Annotated in this window: 22 protein-coding genes; 9 read left to right on the top strand and 13 right to left on the bottom strand. The window is 64.0% G+C overall.

The features are described 5' to 3' along the window. Positions 1–11: 11 nt before the first annotated feature. The 4 genes from ACLMAJ_RS19545 to ACLMAJ_RS19530 form a co-directional block, all read right to left on the bottom strand. Positions 12–635: a hypothetical protein gene (locus ACLMAJ_RS19545; protein ID WP_412015175.1), complete on the bottom strand. Its 624-nt coding sequence runs from the start codon at positions 633–635 to the stop codon at positions 12–14. A gap of 11 nt (positions 636–646) precedes the next feature. After that, positions 647–1,336, bottom strand: a complete 690-nt coding sequence (locus ACLMAJ_RS19540; RefSeq protein WP_412015174.1) for a hypothetical protein — start codon at positions 1,334–1,336, stop codon at positions 647–649. 152 nt (positions 1,337–1,488) lie between these two features. Then, positions 1,489–1,800, bottom strand: coding sequence for a hypothetical protein (locus tag ACLMAJ_RS19535; protein ID WP_412015173.1), 312 nt, complete (start codon positions 1,798–1,800; stop codon positions 1,489–1,491). 990 nt (positions 1,801–2,790) lie between these two features. Beyond that, a complete protein-coding gene (locus ACLMAJ_RS19530; RefSeq protein ID WP_412015172.1) occupies positions 2,791–3,681 on the bottom strand; it encodes a class I SAM-dependent methyltransferase in 891 nt (296 codons plus the stop codon). 273 nt (positions 3,682–3,954) lie between these two features. Between ACLMAJ_RS19530 and ACLMAJ_RS19525 the strand changes: the two genes are divergently transcribed. Then, on the top strand, positions 3,955–4,587 hold the full coding sequence (locus tag ACLMAJ_RS19525) for a DapH/DapD/GlmU-related protein (protein WP_412015171.1): 633 nt from the start codon (positions 3,955–3,957) through the stop codon (positions 4,585–4,587). A 1,175-nt stretch (positions 4,588–5,762) separates the two neighbouring features. Here the strand turns inward: ACLMAJ_RS19525 and ACLMAJ_RS19520 are convergent. Next, entirely contained in the window at positions 5,763–6,182 is a 420-nt protein-coding gene (locus tag ACLMAJ_RS19520; protein WP_412015170.1) for a DUF6924 domain-containing protein, read from the bottom strand. Between the two features lie 463 nt (positions 6,183–6,645). Then, on the bottom strand, positions 6,646–7,380 hold the full coding sequence (locus ACLMAJ_RS19515; protein ID WP_412015169.1) for a hypothetical protein: 735 nt from the start codon (positions 7,378–7,380) through the stop codon (positions 6,646–6,648). Positions 7,381–7,725: 345 nt separating this feature from the next. Between ACLMAJ_RS19515 and ACLMAJ_RS19510 the strand changes: the two genes are divergently transcribed. Then, complete coding sequence (locus ACLMAJ_RS19510) at positions 7,726–8,919, top strand: FAD-dependent monooxygenase (RefSeq protein WP_412015168.1); 1,194 nt, start codon at positions 7,726–7,728, stop codon at positions 8,917–8,919. A 96-nt stretch (positions 8,920–9,015) separates the two neighbouring features. Here the strand turns inward: ACLMAJ_RS19510 and ACLMAJ_RS19505 are convergent, their stop codons facing one another. Both ACLMAJ_RS19505 and ACLMAJ_RS19500 read right to left on the bottom strand, forming a co-directional pair. Continuing rightward, positions 9,016–9,468 (bottom strand): hypothetical protein, encoded by a 453-nt coding sequence (locus ACLMAJ_RS19505; protein ID WP_412015167.1) that lies wholly within the window; start codon positions 9,466–9,468, stop codon positions 9,016–9,018. A gap of 124 nt (positions 9,469–9,592) precedes the next feature. Beyond that, the gene (locus tag ACLMAJ_RS19500; RefSeq protein WP_412015166.1) at positions 9,593–9,949 is read right to left on the bottom strand and encodes a DoxX family protein; all 357 of its coding nucleotides are present in this window, start codon (positions 9,947–9,949) and stop codon (positions 9,593–9,595) included. A 49-nt stretch (positions 9,950–9,998) separates the two neighbouring features. Between ACLMAJ_RS19500 and ACLMAJ_RS19495 the strand changes: the two genes are divergently transcribed. Then, a complete protein-coding gene (locus ACLMAJ_RS19495) occupies positions 9,999–10,370 on the top strand; it encodes a winged helix-turn-helix transcriptional regulator (protein ID WP_412015165.1) in 372 nt (123 codons plus the stop codon). Between the two features lie 242 nt (positions 10,371–10,612). Here ACLMAJ_RS19495 and ACLMAJ_RS19490 read toward each other — a convergent pair whose 3' ends face one another. Beyond that, the gene (locus ACLMAJ_RS19490) at positions 10,613–11,182 is read right to left on the bottom strand and encodes a TetR/AcrR family transcriptional regulator (RefSeq protein WP_412015164.1); all 570 of its coding nucleotides are present in this window, start codon (positions 11,180–11,182) and stop codon (positions 10,613–10,615) included. Positions 11,183–11,294: 112 nt separating this feature from the next. On the opposite strand from ACLMAJ_RS19490, the gene ACLMAJ_RS19485 reads away from it, so the two are divergent. Then, complete coding sequence (locus ACLMAJ_RS19485; RefSeq protein WP_412015163.1) at positions 11,295–12,188, top strand: NmrA/HSCARG family protein; 894 nt, start codon at positions 11,295–11,297, stop codon at positions 12,186–12,188. A 106-nt stretch (positions 12,189–12,294) separates the two neighbouring features. Here ACLMAJ_RS19485 and ACLMAJ_RS19480 read toward each other — a convergent pair whose 3' ends face one another. The 4 genes from ACLMAJ_RS19480 to ACLMAJ_RS19465 all read right to left on the bottom strand — a co-directional run bounded on the left by ACLMAJ_RS19480 (position 12,295) and on the right by ACLMAJ_RS19465 (position 15,442). Beyond that, positions 12,295–13,047, bottom strand: coding sequence for a Mut7-C RNAse domain-containing protein (locus tag ACLMAJ_RS19480; RefSeq protein WP_412015162.1), 753 nt, complete (start codon positions 13,045–13,047; stop codon positions 12,295–12,297). A 324-nt stretch (positions 13,048–13,371) separates the two neighbouring features. Continuing rightward, positions 13,372–13,707: a hypothetical protein gene (locus ACLMAJ_RS19475; protein ID WP_412015161.1), complete on the bottom strand. Its 336-nt coding sequence runs from the start codon at positions 13,705–13,707 to the stop codon at positions 13,372–13,374. Between the two features lie 21 nt (positions 13,708–13,728). Continuing rightward, entirely contained in the window at positions 13,729–14,679 is a 951-nt protein-coding gene (locus ACLMAJ_RS19470) for a hypothetical protein (RefSeq protein WP_412015160.1), read from the bottom strand. Positions 14,680–14,842: 163 nt separating this feature from the next. Continuing rightward, the gene (locus ACLMAJ_RS19465; protein ID WP_412015159.1) at positions 14,843–15,442 is read right to left on the bottom strand and encodes a DUF4232 domain-containing protein; all 600 of its coding nucleotides are present in this window, start codon (positions 15,440–15,442) and stop codon (positions 14,843–14,845) included. A 201-nt stretch (positions 15,443–15,643) separates the two neighbouring features. Here ACLMAJ_RS19465 and ACLMAJ_RS19460 point away from each other — a divergent pair, with 201 nt between their 5' ends. The 5 genes from ACLMAJ_RS19460 to ACLMAJ_RS19440 all read left to right on the top strand — a co-directional run bounded on the left by ACLMAJ_RS19460 (position 15,644) and on the right by ACLMAJ_RS19440 (position 19,950). Next, positions 15,644–15,919 carry a hypothetical protein gene (locus tag ACLMAJ_RS19460; protein WP_412015158.1) on the top strand — a complete coding sequence of 92 codons (276 nt, stop codon included), beginning with the start codon at positions 15,644–15,646 and terminating at the stop codon, positions 15,917–15,919. A 15-nt stretch (positions 15,920–15,934) separates the two neighbouring features. Next, a complete protein-coding gene (locus tag ACLMAJ_RS19455; protein WP_412015157.1) occupies positions 15,935–16,630 on the top strand; it encodes an alpha/beta fold hydrolase in 696 nt (231 codons plus the stop codon). A gap of 462 nt (positions 16,631–17,092) precedes the next feature. Further along, positions 17,093–17,419, top strand: a complete 327-nt coding sequence (locus tag ACLMAJ_RS19450; RefSeq protein ID WP_412015156.1) for a toxin-antitoxin system YwqK family antitoxin — start codon at positions 17,093–17,095, stop codon at positions 17,417–17,419. 430 nt (positions 17,420–17,849) lie between these two features. After that, positions 17,850–19,538, top strand: a complete 1,689-nt coding sequence (locus tag ACLMAJ_RS19445) for a hypothetical protein (protein WP_412015155.1) — start codon at positions 17,850–17,852, stop codon at positions 19,536–19,538. Continuing rightward, complete coding sequence (locus tag ACLMAJ_RS19440) at positions 19,519–19,950, top strand: YbaB/EbfC family nucleoid-associated protein (RefSeq protein ID WP_412015154.1); 432 nt, start codon at positions 19,519–19,521, stop codon at positions 19,948–19,950. The genes ACLMAJ_RS19445 and ACLMAJ_RS19440 overlap by 20 nt, the downstream gene beginning before the upstream one ends. The last annotated feature ends 122 nt before the right edge of the window (positions 19,951–20,072 follow it).

Genomic DNA, 20,072 nt, shown 5'->3' with positions numbered 1-20,072 from the left:
ATTTCTCCCGATCAGATTTTCGAATCGTGCCCGACAGGCTCTTCGAAGATAACGAACTCTTCCGAACTCAGATCGGTAATGCTCACGATTTCTTGCACAATCTGCCGTCTCGAAAAGAGAGTGTCGGGTACTGTTATCAGAGTATGGGAATAGTGATTCTGTTCGGACCAGACGAATCCGATTTCCGCGCCCGAGCGGAGTTGCACCAATAGGAATTGCCGCGAATCCGGAACAGATTCGGTAAATATCCTCCCCACTCTCGCCTCGATTTCCGGCCAGTCCACCTCCACTCGCGCTATCACCGGCGCCTCAGCAAATTCCCTCCACCGAGTGTCCGGTAGCTCCCGAAACGGAAGGGGTGGCCACGGCCGGCGTTCATCCAGGCTGCTGACAACCTGCTGCAGAAAATTTCGCACGATAGCCTCGGCATGCCCGGGTATATCGATCACTCCGAGTTCTGCACCCACTTCGAGCGCCTCGACAAGCGCCAGATACTCCTGTTCCGGCGTAAGCGACCAAAGCGGGTTGGCCAGCAAGGACGAAGCTACCCGTTCCGCCTCCTGCTTATCCAGATTCGCTGCGAATTGCACTTCATGGAGGACGGCATTTACAACCGCGCGCCGATCTTCGTTCATCGATCCTCACATTATTTCTCAGCCGCCAGAAAGACGGACACACGATCCATTTCAATGCCCTGGTCACGCAAATACTCGATAACCTGGCGTGTAAAATACCGCGGCGGACGGTAGTGCCCACTTTCATCGGTCAAGCGTTGCAGTTTTCCCTGTATGACTCGCATGGCGCCCGCACCGGCAACCGGTCCACCAGCCATAAGGCTCGAATGATGAAACTTACCGGACATGCTCATTTTTGAAGCGAAGATCCGTCCCCATTTGTCCATTACGAAAATTGCTTCACGGCCACCGGTATCGAATAGATTACCCTTGGCATCACAGAGCTTCCCATCAATTATTTGAAGTTGAAATTTCTTCCGCTGCTCAACATCGGTTACGTACTTGACCTTCCTACCAGGAAAGACCGCATTACCTGAAAGATGCTCCCCCACATATTTGGGTTGCATTGAGACGGTCCGAAAGGACTTGCGGGCAGATTCGTTCGAAGTTTCGATTTCGGTGGGGCGAAACCATTGAAATTGTCCATCGCGAGGAAAACCCCGTTGGAAGCTTTTATCGGAGCACGCTATTCGTTCGCCACCTTTGGCGACTTCATCGCCGAGATGCCGCCAAGATGCACTGGTATGCGCGGTGGCGTCACTGAACATCGTATCCAGATGTGCGGCGACAACGCGTAGTTTCGCGTCTGGTCCGAAATGCACCCGAACTCCTTCGAAGACGTTGATTCAGTTCGAAGTAGGACAGGGTCATTTTGATCTTTTGACATCGGGATACGTGGGGATTATGTGAATACAATCCAGATTCGGAAATACGATCTGAATCGGCGCCCGCGTACCGCGAGCAATCCAATCGTTCAGAATTCCACTTCATGCACTGCGGCATGCGCACGGACTTCGAGAACCATCCGACATACCGACATATCTGGCATATGTCCATGCGGTGTGATGACGGCGTGCACTTCAGCCCGCAGACATTCCTGGACAAGATCGACGAACGCCGGAGGCAGTAAGCCGTTCTCTGGCGCGGGTTCGCGGAACACGGTGCCCAACTCGTACCCGAGCGAGCTGATAATTTTTCGCAGTTGGTCTTCACTCATGCGCTGGTTGAGATCATGGAGTAGACCTTCGCGGATATACCCGTAGGCAAGAGGTAACAGTGTAGTCATTCGAATTGTCGGTTCTGGCCAGTCGGCTACCAAGAGACTCGACCGGCCGTCGCGTTTCAGGATAGTGCGTGAGCGGACACGGACATGGCACACTGAGGATCAGCGGCCACGCTCCGTCAGCGATGCCACAAAACTTCTCCGACCCCACCGAGCGTCATTGCTCGACCTCGGCTACCTCGTTGTATGCCACAGGGAATCGCGACCGACAGGTGGGATGGTGTTTGTGTGTCGCGACGAGGGTGTTCTCGCCTATCTGCCGATTTTCCGATTCTTATCGCCTCGGTGGCGCGGGTGCATCAGTATGTTCCTATACTTTGTGAATACACACGTAGGTACCTGGTGCGACATGCACGCGAGCACGCGCCCGAATCGGGAATTACGCCGACGTTTGCAGGTTGAAATCGGTCCCCAGCGGGGTTCATCGTGATCTAGAGATGCGATGGCGAATCATGAAGCGGTGATCGCATACCGATGAGCTACGTATGCGATGTGTCGATCCCGTCAGCGATGCTGATTCCGCTCGGCGCCGGCGGTGAGCACGCCCCCGTGTCGGCTGGACGTTCCGGCGGATCGGATGATCGCGGTGGCGGGCGAGCATCACCTCGAAGGGATCGTGTCCAAGGAGATCGAGTCGTCCTATCACCCGGGTCGGCGGTCGCCGACAGATCGAAAGGAGCCCTGACCGGGCTTGCCCCGTCAGCGCGCAGCAGCAGGAGGCCGATCGTGCGGCGTCCGTTCGACAAGGGGTCCGGACTGGCACCTCCATTGATCGAGTAGTCGGTATTCCTGAGCGCTTGTCGGCGTTCGTGCGCGCCCATACCGGCGTCGACGGGCACTACAGCGCCCACCTACCCGACTTCGGCGGATCCGCAGACCGGTGCGCGACACCGCCGACGACGAATAAGCATGCGCGACCGACTTGGGGCCTCCGGAATCACCGGAGACCGGCCGCGGCTGGGCCTGCGCTGGCAAGGAACTCGAGGGGAATCCTCAGCGGCTCGCCCGCAGTATGCGGACCGGGCGCAGTGCCTGGGGTGGTTCGCCCTCGAATTCCGCGGATCCATCGAGGTACCCAGCGATGAGGTCCGCAGCGGAGCGGTCTTCGATGTCGGTGAAGCCGAGCGCGCGCAACTGTGCGGCGATGTCGTCAGGAGTGAAGTAGCTTAACCAGGGTTCACCGACAGCTGCCGCTCGATTTGCGCGCGCCTGCAGCCGCGCACGATCCTCGTCGGTGTCTGCCGACTGCAGGTAGTCGAAGATCACCTCGACCGGCTCGGATTGACGAGCAATGTATTCGAGGGTGCTGCGGGCGGCGTCCGGGGTCAGATAGAAGACGACACCGAGCCAAACGAACACAGCCGGATCGGTCCGGCTGAACCCGGCGGCCTCCAATCGTGTTGCCAGTGTGTCGGTTTCGAAGTCGACCGGCACGAAAGTCAACCGCTCGGGCAGGTCGATACCGGATGCGGCGAGGCGTTGGTGTTTCCACGCTTGGGTAGCGGGATGGTCGACCTCGAATACACGCAGGCCAGGATGAGGGTTGCGGTAGGCGAAGGTATCCAGCCCCGCACCGAGGATCACGACCTGTCGCACGCCGGCAGCGGCGGCCTCGGCCACACGATCCTCGGCGTAACGGGCACGAGCAGCGAGGAACAGGCGGCGCGGCCGATCACCGACACCCAGCCGCAGGATTCCCGAGCCGACACCGCTACCGGGATGATCCGCTGCGGGCCGGCCCAATTCGGTCAGCTCATCCACAGTGACACCCAGCAGACGTGCCGCCAGTGGATCGGTGAGAATCCTTGGCCGGTCGACAATTTGATGATAGGCACGGGCGTAGGCAGTGACGAGCGCTGTCCGGCTGGGTTCCTCATTTTCCATACTCGAGACGCTACTCACCAACACGACGCGAACACCGTGAACTCAGCCACACCAGCTTCTCCCTGGCCGCCGCGATGAAGCCCACCAGGAGGACGCGATGAAACGTCAGGTCAGCTACAAATGGCGGTAATGGCGCAAGAAACAACGAAGTTCGCGTATCTGCTGGTCACTGGAGGAGGGTGCGTCGACCCCCGGTGTTGATGAAGTTGTCGCCGGTCGCGAGGCGGCAGGGTCGCTGATCGGTCGGCCGAGTTCTGGTGTGAGCGTTCAGAGTTGGCCGATGAGCAGGTCACCGCCCAGGACAACAGCGGGTTGTGGCTCACGCTGTTGTGGTTGTTTGCCCAGCGCTACCTGTTACTGATTTCCTCCTCTGGAAGAAGGTTGTTCGACGAGAGGGAGAAATTGAGTTTCGTGGAGAAAGTGCAGCGTGCGATCCGACTGACCGAGGAGCTCAACATGCTTCGGTACGCCGATCAAAAGGCGATCCAAGAAGGCTGGAGCGAGCTCACCGGCCAAGCTGTCGAAAAGACTTTCCATCTCATCCCGCCGGTCTACTCCGACCACGGAATCAACATCCGGATCGGCCGCAACGTCTTCGTCAACCAGGGCTGCCGATTCAATGACATCGGTGGGATAGAGATCGGCGACGACGTAATGATCGGGCCCAGCGTCAGCCTGATCAGTTCGGGCCACCCGGTCGAACCGGCGCAGCGCCGTACCGGGATAACCTCGGCGCCGATCCGGATCGAGCGCAACGTCTGGATCGGGGCCTCTGCGATGATCATGCAGGGCGTGACCGTTGGTGCGAACGCGGTTGTCGCCGCCGGAGCCGTGGTCACCCGCGATGTACCTGCGGGAACTTTGGTGGCCGGCGTGCCAGCGGCTGTAATCCGGCAGATCGGTTAGGTCGTCTGCCATCGCGCACCGGCGAAGTTCGCAGCGGCGAATTCGGCCCTGGTTCTGGTAGCCGGTAGTAAACTGTGTGGCACCTTTTTCCCAGCGCTGCGAAGAAGGCTCGCTTCGGTCGAGGCATAGGTGCCGGAGCTGCCAGGTCGGCGCATCCGCGACAGGGCCTGGCGCCGGATCAATTCGCGACAGGATCTGGTCCGGCAATCTCGCAGCGTGGCCATAGCTCGCCACGCATCAGAACCAGACAACTGGGTCAGGGTCGAAAACGAGGCACGTCACGGGCCGCATCAGGGTCGGCGAATCGCTCGGCAGCGGTGGACACATCCTGCCGGATAACGATTCGCACCGACCCGCTCATCTGCGGCTCGGCGGCAATCAGCCCGACGATAGATCAGCGAAGACGGGTTGGCTTATTCGACGCGCGTCGACCGAGTTACGTCGATTAAGGAACAAGACATGTCCCACACAATGATCAAGATCGTAGCCGCCACCGCCATTGCCTTGCCCCTGGGAATTATCGCAACTCCGGTGGCTTCGGCTAGTTCGGTTCCGACGTCTGCAGTTTCGACATCGGCTACGGTCACGCCGGTCCAGGGATCGTTGGCCTTATGCTTCCCCCTCGGCAGCGTGGTCTGGTGCATCTGACACCACCGGCTGAGAAATCCCCGCCTATAGATGGGAGCTAACGTACTTCGGCATCCCCAATGCCCCGCTCGTTGCGATAGGGACGCTGCCGCTACCCGCGCTGGTAGCGGTATAGCGCCCTTCCCAGGATGACCCTGAGCGTCGGGTTCGCTTGCCAACAGCCAGGATTCACCGCGAACCGTCACATCGTCCCGAGTGCGGCGGCGGTGCCGTCGCTGATAGTGGCGGTCGTCGCGATCGCCGACAGAGGCGAGAGCGAGGGCATTGCCATAGACATAGGCCGACAACAGACATAGGCCGACAACGTGCGGTCGCGGGCTCTGGCGGCAACAGCCCCTTCAGTGGGGCGCGCGGGCTCGTGATGAGTCCGTCGGCGTTAACGGTCGCATGCTCGATGCCGCTCCTGGCCATCAGGTGAGCGTCGGGTCCAGGGGCCGTGACAGCTGAGTACACGACCTCATCAGCCAGCTACCCGTCATCCAAGCCGGTTTGCGCGGTCAGGGCGCTATGGAGAATGGTGCCCGTGCTTACTGGTCGAAGCCGCGATATACCCCGTCGTCGTCGACGTTGTCAGCGAAGTCGCCGAAGTCCATGTTGGCGAGGAAGAAGTTGACCTCGACCCCGGCCATCGCGCTCGGCGCGATCCGGAACACCGGGTAGCCGCCGCGGTCGTCCTCGTCGCTGGTGTCGACCGCCAGGATCGGGTGCTCGGAGTCGGTCATCGTGGTGGCGTCGGCGAGGAACACGTAGGTCTGGCCGTCGACCAGCTCGACCAGTTCATCGAGTGTCAGCCCGTCGAAGGCCGCCTCGTCGATGGGCGTCAGCCCCGTCTCTGTGTCTTCGTCGTAGGACGCGATGACCGCCGCGAGGGTCTGGGCCCACGCCGCGTCGTCGGTGAAGTCGGTCCGCAGCAGAAGCGATTCGCCCTCGGGCAGAGACTGTGCCATGAAGAGGATTGTGCACCACGACAGCCGACCACCGCGATTCCGACTTCGCTGCCCGAGGACCGACAGGAGCAGGTCGAGCGTCGACCATTCCGGGCAGCTCGTGGGGCAACCAGCTGGATCTCTCGGTATTCCGCGATCGCGAGACCATGTCCACTGATGGAGCGGAGCGGTGCCGATCACTGACCGGTTCGAAACCGTCGACAACCCGCGACAGACTGGACGACTACTACGAGATCGACGAACCTCCGCTTCTGCCGAATACCGTGCGCCCGGTACAGGATCGACTGGCGTTCCGCGGAGGCGTCAACGTTGATAGATCAGCTGGGCGTGCCCGGCCGAACTCACAATCGGCACCAGCCGCATGGCGCGCGATCTGAGCCCATGGTGGCGAGCCGCGGATCCGGTTGGCCACCAACACCGCTGGAACGTAGCCGAAAACCGTGCATCTTGATGCCCGTCGGGTTCAGCTGCGGGCGCCGAGTGCGCCTGTCCAGTTATGGGTGTCGAGACCGGCGCGTCTGGACAGTGTGAACATGGCGGCAAGGTCGTCGCCGGTGCGCGGTTCTGGATCGTTCTCGGGGTAATGCTGCGCAGCCAACCGCACCATCGTCTCGGCGAAGGAGCGAAGGACGTTCTCTGTGACAGTTCCACGCTCTGCGTCGTCGAGCAGTTGCGCACACAACTCGGGCATACCGGCGTCGGTGGCGTCGAACTCCAGCCGTTCGCCGATCTCACCGACCGCGCCCGCCCGGGTCGTCAAAGCCGACATGCCGCAGTCGAGTCCGTCGTCGGCCAGATCGTCCGGGTAGGGCGCGCGGTGCCAGGCTCCCTCGTCGAACCAGTAGACGCAGCCGACCATATAGGCATCGATCAGTCCTCGCAGGTAATGCCGTGGCACCCATTCCGGCGCACCGGCCAGCAGGTCGATCGCGGGCTCGTACCCCTTGACCTTGCTCGATTCATCCTCCCCGACGAGCACAGCGCGACCGTCGCCGAACCACTTCAGCACCCACCAGGTGCAACCGCAGTCGTCCCAGTGCAAGCCGTCGTCATCGATCCAGTAGCCCGAACGATGGTGTGACGGCTCGAGCTCTCCGTCGCCGTCGTAGGTCGCGACCGCCACGGCGGCCCACCGCGCCCACAGCAGTCGTGCGTCGGGCAGGTCCTCAGGACGCCCAGGCCGATGTAGCTTCGCCAATGTTGTTCTCCTGACTCGCGTTCGGTATCACCGTAGGCGGCAGCTCCGACATCGTGTATGCCCGCGGGGGCAGACACAGAAGCCGTAACACCTGTCCATTCGGGTTGACCGTATCGACGACCGCGCAAGGTGAATTCGCCGTGCGTCCGTGCACTGCTGGCGGCCACCGGATTCGAACCGGTGCGCATCATCCCCAACCGCGACACCGGACAGCATCGTGCAAGCCCGCAAAATCGAATAGGCTGGCCCACCCCGGTGTACGGGCCGACAATTGCGCGGCGCGGATTTCGAACGCGCCGGGGCGATATCGAAACGAATACCGTCTACGCACCTTCCGAGGATCCCGTGCTCAATCGTTCTGTACTCATCGCCGGGGCTGGCATAGGTGGACTCACCGCCGCCCTGACTCTGCACGCCGCGGGCCACGAGGTGGCGGTGATCGAGAGTTCCCGCACCATCAGTCCGCTCGGGGTGGGCGTCAGCCTGCAACCGGAGGCGGTGGCGGTGCTGACGGAACTCGGCCTCGCCGACGAACTGGCCGACCTGGCCGTCGCGACCACCGAACACGTGTACATCGATCGGTACGGGACGGTGCAAACGACGCAGCCGCGCGGGACCGCGGCCGGTCACCGGTTGCCGCAGTACAGCGTGCATCGCGGTGAACTGCAGTCGCTGCTGTTGGCCGCGGTCCGCTCCCGGCTCGGCGACGCCGCGGTCCGGACCGGCGCGCGACTGAGCAATTTCGAGCAGACCGACGACGTGGTCCGGGTACAGCTGGACGATCGCCTTCGTGCGGACACCGAGACCGTCACCGCAGATGCTCTCGTCGGCGCGGACGGTATCCATTCGGTCGTCCGTGCCCGGCTGCATCAAGGCCCCGATCCGCTGCGTTGGTCCGGAATGCAGATCTGGCGTGGGGTGGTGGAAGGTGAGCCGTTCCTCGATGGGCAGTCGATGGCCGTCGGCAAGGACGAGCACGGTCGGCGCTTCGTCTCCTATCCGATCGGCCGCCGCGCGAACGGGCGCGTCTTGTTGAACTGGGTGGCCATGGTCCCGCTCGCCGAGCCGCAACCGTTGCCCGCCACCGACGTTCACAATAGTCTCGTGTCCTCCGACGACGTGCTGCGCTATTTCGAGCACTGGTCGCTGAGCTGGTTGAATGTCGCCGCATTGATCGCCGCGACACCGGAGATCCTGCGGCATCCGATGGTCGACCGCGACCCCCTGGATCGCTGGGGGCGGGGGCGCGTCACCCTGCTCGGCGACGCCGCGCATCCGATGTATCCGGTCGGCGCGAACGGCGCCACCCAGGCGATCCTGGACGCCGAGGCACTCGCGCGGGCACTGCCGGAACACTCCGCCGAGACTGCGCTCACCGAATACGAATCCGAGCGCCGCCCGGCGACCACCACGGTGGTCCTCGCCAACCGGACCATGGAGAACAGCCTGCGCGGCGGCGACAACCTGACCGATATCACCACGAACTACCGCACCACGGTCAGCGGCCCCGGACGGCAACCAGATCCGCAGCGGCAATGAATGCCGTGGTGGCGTCCCGGCCGGGACATGACCCGTAATTCATGAAGGGACCTGTCATGCACAAGCCGGTGTCCGGCCATCGTGGTTGCCGTGTGGCTAATCCGATGCGCTGCCGAAAAGCAGCAGTCCGTTACGGTCTTCGTTGAGCACGATGTATCTGAAGTCCCAGAACACGGGGTAACCGGGAAGACCAGCAAAACCGCCGGTGTAGATGACCGAACCTGGGCCGATGGAGCTGCGGGCGAAGTTCCGGTAGCGCTCTTGAAGATCCTGAAGTCTGGTCTCTTCGGCAAGAGACAGCGTCAATCCGCTGCCAGTGTCGCCGCGGTAGTGGAACCCGTAATCTATTTCGTCCCACAAAGTATCGACATCCGAGAGGATCGGGTTGGGGAACGTCGCTTGGGGGTAGGTCGCGATTACTGCCGCTTGCGCGGCTCCCAGCGACAACCCCGCTGGCAACCGCAGCAACCCGAAGCTCGGCGCGTAGTTCAGCCCGTGCATCACTCGCTCGAGCTCTGCTGTCAATTCATCCACGCCGTCGATCTTCACCCATGACACTGACGCGATCGGACGTCGGAAGCCCCTGTCAGCCAGGCCATCTGATCAGCTGACCGACGCGCGCGCAGCGGCATTACTGGGCGTTCCTGATGTGGGGTGGCGTGTTGCCGCAAGCTCAGGCGAGGCGAACATTGAGAACGAGCACGACTGACGTCGCGATCGAGAACGCGAGGAAGACCGCCGCTCCCAGCATGTTCCGGTCGCCGCTGCGGATGTGGGCGACGATCGCGCCGCCGAAGTAGAGCACCAAACCGATCGCGGCGGCGATCGCGAAGGGCGGGAACCAGATGCCCCCGAGGAGACCGACCGTCGCGGCGATCTGCAGGCTGCCGAGCACGGTGAGCTGGGAAGTGGTGAGGTGGACCGCTTCCGCGAATTGGCGTAGCCACGCTGGGCGGACGAACTTCATCACTCCGGAATGGAGCATCGCGAGAGCGAGCAGGACGGACAGGATCAGGGCTGCGATGTGCATGATGACAACGCTAGGAATCCGATAGGTACCTTTTGGTAACCTTCGGACCGTGAGCCCTCCTGCCGGAATCATCTTCATGTCCGACTGTCCTGCACGCACAGCAATCGAGATCGTCGCGAACAAGTGGTCCGTAGTCACCCTGTACGCGCTCGCAGACGGCCCCAAGCGGCACAGCGAACTTGTCGCCCTGTCCGGCGGGATCTCCCGGAAGGTGCTGACCCAGACCCTCCGCCGCTTGCAGAGCAACGGCCTCATCGATCGACAGCGGTACGCCGAAGCGCCTCCACGGGTGGAATACAGCCTGACCCCGCTCGGCCGGACGCTCCAGGAGCCGATAGCGATGTTGACGGAGTGGGCGCAGGTGCACGGAGAAGCACTCGTCGACTTCCAGGAATCGACTGCCGCGAACCAGACGCACTAGGTTCCGGACAGCCCACACCTTCGGAGAGTGCGAGCCAAAGCATAAGGAACCGACTTCCGATCATCGGCAGAAGCAAATGTTCGTCGAACGCACGGGTGGCGGCAGAGGAGGATGTTTTCCGCCCAATTGCTGAGTCGAAGGCTATGTTTCGTCACGGTGAGATCTTCGCTGCGAGTCGGCGGCATCGGCGAACGTTCGGCCAGTCCGTTCGAGCTGCGCACAGGTCTGTCGCGTGCACAGAGTCACGCTTGAACGCGAAGGCCGTCGAAGAGGAAGTCCAGCAGTGTGCGGGCTTGCTGGGTTGGGTCCGGATCTCCTTCAGTGGCAAGGGCTATCGCGTTGACGAGCTTCAGTAACTGGGGTGCGGTCAGCCCGGATCGGATCTCGCCCGCGTCCCGAGCGCGCTGCAAAAGGCCGGTTGCCGCGGCGAATATTTCTTTCCGGCACCAAGATTCGGTTGATGTGCCTATGACTGCGAGCAGTGAGGCCGCGAGGCCGCGGGTGGCGCTGCCCTGTGCGACAACGGTGTCGAGCCACAACCTGAGCGCCTCGGCGGGGGCGTGTGCCATGGCCAAGTCGCCGGCTCGGTGGACCAGTGCCGCTATGTGGTCGTGGTGGACCGCTTCCAGTAGTGCCTGTCTGGTCGGGAAATGGCGGTAGAGCGTGGCATTGCCGACCCCGGCGGCGCGTGCGATGTCGTCCAGCGGCACCTGCGGGCCGTGTTCGGCGAAGGCACTGGTGGCGGCGGTGATGAGCCGTTCGTAATTGCGCAGCGCGTCGGCGCGGGGAGGTCTGCTCGGGGCTGGTGTCATTACACTCCGATTGCAAAACGGGGATAGTCCCCGTATTGTAGCCGACAGTCAAACGGGGACAATCCCCACTTATTGCCGATACAGGCGAAAAGCGCTACTCGAGGAGGATGCGATGTCGGACATCGTGTTGGTTACCGGAGCGACGGGCACCCAAGGTGGTGCAACGGCTCGCGCGCTGCTGGCGGCGGGTTGGCGGGTGCGCGCGCTGGTGCGTGACCCGGACACGGCGGGTGCTCGGGTGTTGGCAGGGGCGGGTGCGGAACTGGCGCGTGGCGATATGGGCGACCGAACCGCGCTGGATACGGCGGCGGCGGGTGTTCACGGGGTGTTCAGCGTGCAACCGACCGCGGGATACCCTGGCACACCTCCCGGCTTCACCGTCGACGACGAACTGAGGCTGGGCCGCAATGTCGCGGATGCGGCCGCGGCAGCGGGTGTTGCTCACTTCGTTTACGCCTCGGTCGGCGCTGCGGACGCCGATCACGGCATTCGCCGCTGGCAGAGCAAGGCGGAGTTGGAAAGATACTCGACTCGGCTCGGCCTGCCGACCACCGCATTACGCCCGGTGCGCTTCATGGAGAACCAGCTCGACCCCCGCTTCGGCTTACGCGAGGGAGTACTCACCGATGTCATCCATCCGGACGTACCCGTGCAGCTGATCGCGGGTACCGACATCGGCGTCTTCGCCGCGCGGGCTTTCACTCACCCGGACGAATACATCGGAGCCGCAGTGGAACTAGCGGGCGACGAGCTGACAATGACCGAGATCACCGAGGCTATGAGCCGGTCCCTCGGACAACCGATCGAATACCGAGCGATCCCACGAGAAGCGTTGTTGGACAAGGACCCCGACGCCCTCGCCGGCTACCGGTTCGCCAACCAGGGCGGAGGCTGGAATGCCGACATCGTGGCGCTGCGGCGATGCCATCCGGAACTGCTGGATTTCACCACCTGGCTGGCGCGTGAAGGTACACGGCAGTACTCCGCGTACACCGCCCGACCCTGATGTACATTGCCGAAGACATGCGCGGGCAACTCGAGGTGTGGACGGGACCAGATTTCGAACTCACCGACGAACTACAGCACAGACCTACCCGAGCGCCGTCGCCTTATCACCACGAGATTGCCGCGCGGATCCGGGCGACCAGGGCCTCGAGACGTTGCTGATGTGAACCCTCCCAATAGATTCGGCCGCAACCCGAGCACTGCCGGAAGGTGTCGTAGTAGCGGCGGGCGAGAGGTTCGAGCCGATCGATAATGCCCTGCTCGGCCACATCGGTGACAACGCCGCCACAGCGCATGCAGCGACTGAACGGCACCAGCCGATCCGCCAGATCGAGCCGGCGGACGACCTCCACCATCTGCTCGAGCGGGTGGTCCGACCGGACAAATACGCCGTGGGTCACGGTGCGGCGCTCGAGAAGTCCGTGGTCGCGGGTGAGCAGGATCCGGTGCTCGGCTGCGGCTTTCTTCGCCAGTGCTGCGTCGTCGGCCTCCCAAACGCCGCGGACGTCGAGTCCCATCAGCCGCATCAGCCGTGCGAGCCCGCCGAGGTCGACATCGACGATGAAACGCGGATCGCGCAGCGGGCGGGGACGCACTCGGGTCAGCGGCCCGATGTCGAGCGTCTCGAACATCGGGTAGACGACAACCCGATCGCCCGGCTGCAGATGGCGGCCGAAGTCGACGGACTCACCGTTCACCAGCATCAGGTCGACCTCGGTGTGCGGAATACCGGCGGCCTCGACGACGTCCTTCACGGTCTGGTGCGGCCGGACCGGCCGCAGCTGCGCCGCGTACCGCACGCCCGGGGGCAAGAAGTCGTTCAGCTCGGCATACACACGCAGTTCGACACTGGTGGTCATACGACCATTGTCCGGCGGGAGCACCCAGCCCGCCCAGGACAATCTCCAGTTGACCAATCCCGCGTACGATCGCGGCCGGTCAGCGTCTCCCGGACGCGCTGACGTGCCACGCATTTCAGCTGGTGAATGTGGTCGACGTCGAGGTTCGATGGTGTGGACCCGATGGTTATGGGGTGATGCCGTCGAATTGCATCACCCAGTAGGGGTTGTTGGTGGAGCGTCGTCACCGGGCCGACGGCGGCCTTCACCGCCGGCGCGCGGGACGGGACCGGTGCCGCAGCATCGACCGCGGGCCAGCCAGGTTTCGGCTGCGGCGTATTCGGTCTATGTGGATTCAGCGAGGACGAATCGGGTCCATGCCGCGGCCTGTCCGGAGTTGTGGTTGAAGACCTGCCCGGTGGTGAGGTCGATGGCATAGACGCTGCCCTCGGGGACCCCGCCGTTGAAGGTGCCGAACCATGCGATCGGGCCGGATTGTGTTGTGTCGCAGGCTTGTATGCCGTTGAATGCTTCATCCGGGAAGGCGAACTCGCCAAGGTCGGCGGAGGTGAGGCCGGCCAGGATGCCGCCGCGGGCGGCGGCTGTCGCGGCCGCCCGGACCTGTGGCACACAATCGGTGACGACGAAGAAGCGACCGTTTGTACTGGGGATCGTAGGCATACGTGTACTCCGATCAGGGGGCTACTGGGTGGGCGGCTGGAAGCCGGGGATGTTGAGTTCCTGCCCGATTGCCGCGACGGCGTCGACGAGGGTGTGGCCGCCGAGTTGCGGCCAGCCCTGGCCTTGGACACCGAGCATCTGGATCCACTCGTCGCGGATGCGGCCGTCGGGGTCGCGGGGCAGCGGCACCTGGGTTGGTCCCGAGGGTGGCGCGAACCCGGACAGGCCCAGGGTTCGGCCGACGATGGCGACGCCGTCGACGAGGGTGCGGCCGGCCAGTTGGGGCCAGCCGTTGCCGCCGATGCCCATGAATTGAATCCATATGTCGGTGACCGGATCCGGCGCGACCACCCCGACGCCGCACTGGTTGGCGAAGTCCTCCGGCGAGAATCCGTCGGCGGAGTTCATATCGCAGTTGCCGAAAGGTGGGGCACCCTCGGGGAGTCCGCCGCCGTAGCCTTGGCCGTCGGTGTACTGGTGGGCGATCTGGCCGGGCAGGTTGGGGTTGCTGCCGTAGCCGGCGCCGATCATGTCGAGTCCGTCCGGGCGCACCGGCCACATGCTGTTGAAGTCGGGGCGGTTGGCGTAGCCGATGACCCGGCGGGTCGAGCCCAGCCAGTCGGTGAGCCGCCAATAGGCGCGGTTGATGCCGTCGGACTGGTTTCCGCCGGGATTGCCGCCCGATTCCACGTCGATCATGGAGATCATCTTCGGGTGCGGGCCACCCGCCTGGCCGATCATGCTCCTGTGGGTGTCGACGGTCTCGAGCCAGTTCGGTCGCCAGTAGAAGTAGACGATGAAGCAGGAGATTCGTCCGGCGTCGGCGGCGTCGGCGGCCCAGGCGTAATTCGTGAAGAAGTTGTGGTCCCGGTACGTGCCGTCGTTGGATCTGAACGAAAAGATCTGATACGGGTAGGAGTCGTCGACCGGTACTTGGAACTCGGACACATCGGCGAAAAGGGAATCAACCATGGCTACCCCTCCGAGAAGGTCGACCGGCCCTAGAGCAGGACCGGAATTGACGTGGTAGCTACCGATTTTCCGGGGACCCGACCGCGACGTCAGGAGTAGCGCACTACTGTGACCGCGTCGTAATCCGCCATGCCGCAACGACGCCCGGTCGCCACCCGGCGGGCTAACGGTCGCTGGTGCCCGCAACGACAGCGTGGATCCTCAGTTGGCTCGTGGTCGCCTGCGCGAGACTGCATGCTGTCCCGGCGCGTTCGAGGTAGAGCGATACGGTGTTGTCAGGCGGGTAGATTCGCAGCCCGGACACCGACACCGGTTGACATTGCTCGGGCGCGATGTTGCTCACGTTGAGCGCGTACACCAGCGCCGACCCCTGCCCACCAGGCGACAACTGGACCGGGCCGGATGAGGCACCGTCCCGCGCGGCGGGCGCGCCGACGGGTGCGCTGTCCGGGCCGGTAGCGTAGGAGACACCCGGGAATCCTTCGAGTACGCACGGACCGGACCCGTTGTTGGTGAATACGATCGGGAAAGCGACGGTTCCAGCGGCCGCGGTTTCCGGTCCGAGACCGGCCGCGAGATCGGACGTCTGACATTGCGGTGCAACGGCACCCGAGGTACCCGCGAGCGGTGACTGCGCGGCCGAATGCGGCGAAACCGCATACAGCGCCGAGCCCACGCTGGTCGTCCCCGGCGGGGCCGACTGTTCGGAGCCACAACCCAGGACGGTCGCAACCACACACGCGGTGGGCAGCCACCACGCCATCCGCCTTCTCCTCACAGCACCTCACCGTACTCCGCGGGTAGGCGAAAACGCAGTGGAAACACCATTGCCACAACCGGATACGCCACGCAGGACCAGTCCTGGAATTCTTGGCAGTTCCGAACGCGGGACCGGTGACCGGTGGGACGACCCTCGTACTGATCGGGATGGGTCATCGCGGCCGGGCGCGCAATGCTGAAGGCGTTGGCCGAGCCAGCGCTCGGCCGGCTCCGGGGCAGGCATTCCGCCCTGATCGAGGCATTGACCGCCCGCTTCGACCACCACCATGCGTTTCTGGCTCACCCTCCACCCGTTACCTTCTTCGACGGTCGAAGGGCGAGCGATGTGCATCATGCCGGTGAGTACCCGGCGGGTGTGAGCGGGTCATACGCCAAGCGGTACGCCTGCGCTCCGTCGGCCGGGCTACCACTGGCGACGCAGAGCTGCCACCACAAACCGCCGGAGGTGGCGGCGCTCTGAAATAGACTGGGGCCCATGCGGACAACGGCGAAGGTCAATGACGGCCAACCGGTGAGCTATGTCGATTACGGCGGCGACGGTCCCCCGGTATTGCTCCTGCACAGCTACCTGATGGACGCCGACATGTTCGTCCCGCAGGTGCGGACGCTCAGCGGGACATTCCGGCTGATCGCGATGGACGAGCGAGGGCACGGCAGTACTCCCGCCGATGGTCCGTTCACCTACTGGGATGTGGCTCGCGACGCGCTCGGTCTGCTCGACGAACTGGGGGTCGACCGGGCCGCGGTGGTCGGCACCAGCCAGGGCGGGTTCATCGCGCTGCGGATGGCGCTGCTGGCACCGGAGCGTGTGACCGCGCTCGCGCTACTCGGCACCTCGGGCAGCGCGGAGGATCCAGAGGTCGCCGTCGGCTACCGGCAGGCGGCCGCGGCATGGCGCGAACTCGGTCCCACGCCCGAACTGCTCGACCTCAACGCCGCGATCTGCCTGGGCAGCCACGACGCGACCGAATGGCAGGCCAAGTGGCGCCAGCTGTCCGGGGACCAGATCGACCGGGTGCTCAGCACGCGGTCGAGCGAGACAACGTGCTCGACCGCGTGCCTGCGATCGACTGCCCGGCGCTGGTTCTGCACGGCTCGGCCGATGCCGCGTATTCCGTCGATCGGGCCCGCGAGCTGGCGGCTGCCCTGCCGAATGCCGCACCACCGGTGATCATCGACGGTGGTGCGCACTTCCTGAGTCTGACCGACGCGGACGCTGTCGATCCGTACTTGCGGGCGTTCCTCGACAAGTCAGCGGGATAGCGCCCTATCTCGGCCGAGTTTGCCGACAGCGGTCAGCGCCCGAGCAGACACCCCGATCCACAACCGGACAGCAGCCACAGACAGCGATACAGCTTCGCGGCTCAGACGACGTTCTGTACTCCAGTGCACATGGTGCGACCCGGCGGTGAGCCCGCTACACCCGTTACGGGTTGACCGGCGGGCGCACCGCATCCCACGGCAGCTGTGCCCGCTGACTTCACACCACCCGCCGAGCAGTAGCAGCCGCACCGTAGTCGCCTGGGCGGCGGGATTTCTCCCACTCGAGAGGGGGATTTAGTTCGTGATCATGACGCGCAGGCGTGACGCTCTCGCGTATAACGTCATGAACTGGCCTGAACAGGAGTGCACGATGCGGGTACCTCTCGATGACGCCGAGTTCGACGATGGTGACCGGCTCACCTATCGTGGCCAGCCCTTCACGGGCATCGCTGTGGAAGCCGACGAAGACGGTGTGCTCGCCGAGTCCAGCTTCCGCGTGGGCGTGCAGGACGGCCCGGAGCGCAGCTTCCGCGAAGACGGTTCGGTGAGCGTGGAGAACATCTACCAGTTCGGCATCATCCGCGAGGGCCGCCGATGGCACGGCAACGGACTGCTGGCCTACGAGATGCACGCGGACGAGTTCGGAAGGATGCAAAGCGAACAGCGCTGGGACGCGGACGGCAACCCCGAGCAGTGATGTCCGGCAGGTTTGCCGTATTCCGGCGGCACCTCTTGGGCAATTCTGGAAAACCAGACGATGTGAACTCGTATGTTCTCGACCGGCTCGTCGAAGATTTCGGCGCGGTGGTTGAGAACTTCGCCCCGGAGGAGCGAGTCCACTACATCGGGCATGATTTCGGCGGCGTCATCGGTTGGGACCTGCCGGCGAAGCATGAATTGGCTTCGCGGATAGCGTTCTTCACCACATTCGGGCTCCGTCGTTCGACATGTTCGGTGCCTGGTTCAGGAAGCATGCGGCGGGAAGCAAGTTCCCACTGGCGAGAAGACGCGACATGCGCGATGAGGGTCGCCGGTGCAGAATCGTCTTCCCGGCAACACCGGGAGATGGCAAGGGCCGACATCGGCGCAGGCACATCCGAAGTGAGTACGGCCACAGTGAAGGGCTCGTGGAGCAATCGTTATATGTCGATCCGGACGAGTTACGGAATACCGCCGACGAACTCCACACGCTCGCCGAAGAGACGGCACGGATGCTGGCGAAGTTGAAGGCCGACCTCGCCGGAGAGGGCGAGTGCTGGGGCAACGACGAACCCGGCAAGACGTTCGCTGAATCGTATGTACCGGGCTTGAAACGGAACATGACGGGATTCGAGAACCTCGTCCATAACGTCACGACCATGGGTTCCAATCTCCGCGCCACCGCCGAGAATTTCGAAAATCAGGATCGCGGCGGCGGCAACCAAGTCCGGAACTCGTTGCCGGATATCGCAGTTCCGAATATCGCGGTGCCAAAGAGTTCCGAAACAGCGTCTGCTCCGCAGACCGACCAAACGAGCCACGTCAGCGAACCGAACCGGCAATCGTCCGGTGCGAGGCAGACACAGGAAGATACCGAGCAATCGAACTCCGGCTCACCGGCAGCAAGCGACACCAGCACCGACGCACGGCAGCCCACGGGACAGCGTTCCACGGACTCGCCCGCCGGAACCGATTCTCCCGGTGCTGATTCCGGCGCCGTGCCGGACAACACCGATCCGAATGGCAGCGGTTCCCAGGAACAGGGCGGCCACCGACAGCAAACGCCGTCCCAGCCCGCAACTTCCGGCCCCAGCGCCTCGACCCCGACCACACCGGCATCGCGGTCCTCGGCTTCCGCGCCACCATCGTCGGTGCTGCCCACGGGGTCCGGTCGCAGTTCGGGCACTCATACCACGGCCACACCGCACACCCGGCCACCTGGCGGTCGGCAGGCTTCGCCGCCCGCAGCACCCGGGAATTCCGCGTCCCCATGGTCGAAACCCGGCAAGGGGACCTCACCGGAGCAGCAGTCACCGCCACGGGTCTCACCGCCTCGACGGCCCGGCGCACCGAAACCTCCCGCTGAACCCAAGCAGCGCAAGGCTCCGGACCGGAAACCGCCGCCGCAGCCGATCACGGCCGACGAGGCGATGCAGATTATCAGCGCCATGGCTGCCCGGCACAACCTGCGGATCACCGGATTCGAGTCGTCGGGAATCTCCACGCAGTCGGCCCAGGAAATCGCGGACGCCGTCGACACCGTGCTGGACAAATACCCACTCCCCTTGCACGGCATCGAGATCGGAGACTGCGACGGCGACCTGTCGAGAGTGGAGAACCGAGCAGAGCCGGCGACACCGGAGCCGTGGATCGTCTTGGACCGCCGGACCGTGGCGGACCCGGGTGGACCGGCCGGCCGCGCCCGGCCCTGGACCCGGCCGGGCGAAAACACACACCGCCCGATGCACGCACGGATGCTGCGCGAATTCGGTCACGTGGCCGATCTCGCCGGCGGGTTCCGGGCGCGGCAGACGGCCCAGCGCGCATTGATCACCGAATACCTGCGAGTCACCGGCATCGAGAACCGGACCCTGGCACAGGTCGTCGACGGCTATCGACGCTGGCGAGACCAGCTGGGCGAACACTGCTTCCGCACGGGCGTACTGGATCCCGGCCGAGCATTGGCCGAGGGATACGCCGCGGTCGAGCAGGGCGGCGCCCAGGCACCCGGGCCGGCCAAGGTGCTCCACCGCTTGCTGCTGGTCATGGCGCGGTTGGACATGCGGTCAGGCAAACGGGATGGGGAGGGACGAGGGAATGGACCGATGGAAGCGTGAGGGTCTGCGTTCGGCCAACAATGCGTTGCGCAAGCAGGTGGAGCAACTGATCGACTCCTATGAGGAACAGCAGGACCGGCTGACCGAGATCCATCGGCAGCTGGATGCCCTTCGCCTGCAGACCCGGTCGTCCGACGGATCGGTCGAAGTAACGGTCGACGCCAACGGTGTTCTCACGGATTTGTCGCTGACCCCGGCCGCGCTCCGCAGGACGGCAGACGAACTCGCCCGCTTGATCCTGCAAGCGACACAGGAGGCCGCACGCCAGGCCCGGGAGCACAGCGAGAATGCCGCGGCGCCGGTTGCCGCCTCCCTCGACGACGAGCCTGATCTATCCGACATCATGGGCGAGGGACCTACTCTGCGTGACATCCGTGAATTCTTCCGGAACACCGGCACATCGACCCCGTGACAGACGGACGAACACCACGATTCCGCTCAACTCCATTCCCACCGGCAGGAAGACGGGCGACGGGCAGGAGAATGCCACCGTGCTGGTGCGGTTGACGGTGGCGACGCCACGGGTGCGGCCGC

Source organism: Nocardia arseniciresistens (genome assembly GCF_046764875.1).
GTDB lineage: Bacteria > Actinomycetota > Actinomycetes > Mycobacteriales > Mycobacteriaceae > Nocardia > Nocardia arseniciresistens.
Note: the sequence above shows the minus strand (reverse complement) of the source record. Positions and strands in the feature narration are given on the sequence as shown.